The 1,822-nt window shown below is 48.8% G+C and carries 4 protein-coding genes; 2 read left to right on the top strand and 2 right to left on the bottom strand.

Annotated features, from left to right (window positions below; genetic code table 11):
• A partial coding sequence (locus BBW68_RS19180) for a hypothetical protein (protein WP_222563081.1) occupies window positions 1-188 on the bottom strand: 188 nt, incomplete at its 3' end.
• 95 nt (window positions 189-283) lie between these two features.
• Entirely contained in the window at window positions 284-874 is a 591-nt protein-coding gene (locus BBW68_RS10425) for a helix-turn-helix domain-containing protein (RefSeq protein WP_070135308.1), read from the bottom strand.
• A 139-nt stretch (window positions 875-1,013) separates the two neighbouring features.
• Between BBW68_RS10425 and BBW68_RS10420 the strand changes: the two genes are divergently transcribed.
• Both BBW68_RS10420 and BBW68_RS10415 read left to right on the top strand, forming a co-directional pair.
• On the top strand, window positions 1,014-1,280 hold the full coding sequence (locus BBW68_RS10420; RefSeq protein ID WP_070135307.1) for a helix-turn-helix domain-containing protein: 267 nt from the start codon (window positions 1,014-1,016) through the stop codon (window positions 1,278-1,280).
• Between the two features lie 72 nt (window positions 1,281-1,352).
• On the top strand, window positions 1,353-1,822 hold a 470-nt coding region (locus tag BBW68_RS10415; RefSeq protein WP_338061303.1), incomplete at its 3' end, for a DNA-binding protein.

Here is a 1,822-nt window from a genome sequence, read left to right as displayed (position 1 = left end):
TGATACTGATCGTGCATGCCCCAAGCAAGCCGACAGCCTTTGACTGGCGCGGCATTGGTCGAAATCGGGGGTTTGATACTTGTCGCGAAAAAATGACTTAAAAATGATTTTTTTGAACGGTATTTGATACTCGAATGATTGTCGCTTGTGTGAGTTTGAACTGCGTTTAAATCGTTTTTGATTTTCATTTAAGCAGGCAGCTAAGAAAGTTGGCCGAACTCAATAACCTCATAAAAATTATGCATTACATCTGACAGCAAGAGGCTGTCTACGCTTACTTAACTTAACCTGCCCGCTTAGCTTCCTGAGCTAGGCTATCCTTGCTGTTTACCTCACTGCCTTCAGATCCCCCTTTTTTAGCTTCGTGCAAGGCCAGTAGGCGTTCCTTCTCTGAGTCGGGAAGTGCCAGAAACTGTGCGTCAAATGCATCATCAAGGCTTAGTATGGCTGCAATACCCTTTGTATAAATGACCCTTAAAAACTTCACTCTTTGCTCATGCGTAAGATAAGACAAAATGTTCTCAACCTCGGACACCCTTGTATCGTTATTATATTTGAGTTTCTCGTCTTTATTTTTCGCATTACTTTCAGTACCACTATCCCCACTTGCTAACCAGGCCAGAGAGCAGCCACATGCACCGGCGAGCAAGGCCAGTCGATCAAGCGTTGGGAATGTTGCACCTTTCAGATACTTTCTTATGGTGGCCTCTGATAGTTCAGTGTCCTTTGCAAGCTGGTTGTTGCTGGGAATCCCTGCTGTTTTCATGGCCTCTTTCAGCCTGTCTGAAAAGCGGTTTATTCCATACCGGACAAAAAACTGTTCACGGTCTTTTGCCTTGTCTGCGGTTTTTCCTCTGTAACTAATTGAATTCATAGTCTAATCCTCGCATCGAAAAACACCTCGAATAAATTAACGAAAAATCATTGCATTCGGTTTTTTGTGATCGTATATTTTAACGAAGTTGATAATCGTTTTAGATTATCGGTTTGGATAAACCTGAGAGGATCACACAATGCAGTTTCCTAAACAAGATCTGACCCATGTCTTCGTTACTCCCGGTCAGGACTGGCCCAGCGACCTCATCATCGCAGCGCTCAAAAAAGCGGGTTTCAGCGTGCCAGTCCTGGAAGCTGAGTTGGGAATTGGTGCTGGCTCCCTGCGTAACGCGTTTTATCGCCACGTTTCAAGATATGAGCATCTCATCGCACAAAAAATCGGGCTTTCTCCAGATGTGATCTGGCCAAATCGTTACAGCGCAGATAATCGCCAGAGCGCGTGATCGGAGGGCATGAGTGAGATGTCTGTCTGGTTAATCGCTAAGGAATGCTTATCCCTGCCTGGTATGCCGAGCATGGGACATAACATTCGTAACAAACTGGATAAGCTGACCGGAGGTAATGATTCGCTGCGCCGCCGCCGTCAGGGCACTAAAGCTTTCGAGTATCACGTTGATTGTCTGCCGGACGCCGCACGTGAAGCTGTTCAGGCCCGCATGGCGCGTCAGCTGCTGGCACAGTCTGCTTCCCTTCCGGCCAGGGCGACCACCACCAGTGAGCTGGTCACGGGAGCCGGTGGTGAGAAAGTGCAGCGCGAGCTGGCGTTATATCGTAAATGTCCGGCCCTGCAGGAGAAGAAGCTGCGCGAGCTGACCGACAGCCAGAAAGCAGTCGGCGATGCGCGGATGGTGCTGGTTCAGGAGGTGTTACGCCTTATGGACAACAGCGAAAACGGCGGTCTCAGCATGAAGCGCAAACAGGCGGTCGAGTTTATTGCCGACGCTTCTGTCGCCGGAACGCTGCCTGATTATGTGCAGCGGGCCGC

It is taken from the genome of Candidatus Erwinia dacicola (genome assembly GCF_001756855.1).
In the GTDB taxonomy this organism is placed as follows: Bacteria; Pseudomonadota; Gammaproteobacteria; order Enterobacterales; family Enterobacteriaceae; genus Erwinia; species Erwinia dacicola.
The sequence above is the reverse complement of the archived record's forward strand: the minus strand, read 5'-3'. Positions and strand labels throughout refer to the sequence as shown.

Excerpts from the sequence above, each read along its gene's own strand:
- BBW68_RS10425 (WP_070135308.1), bottom strand. The coding sequence starts at position 874 with ATGAATTCAATTAGTTACAGAGGAAAAACCGCAGACAAGGCAAAAGAC.
- BBW68_RS10420 (WP_070135307.1), top strand. The coding sequence starts at position 1,014 with ATGCAGTTTCCTAAACAAGATCTGACCCATGTCTTCGTTACTCCCGGT.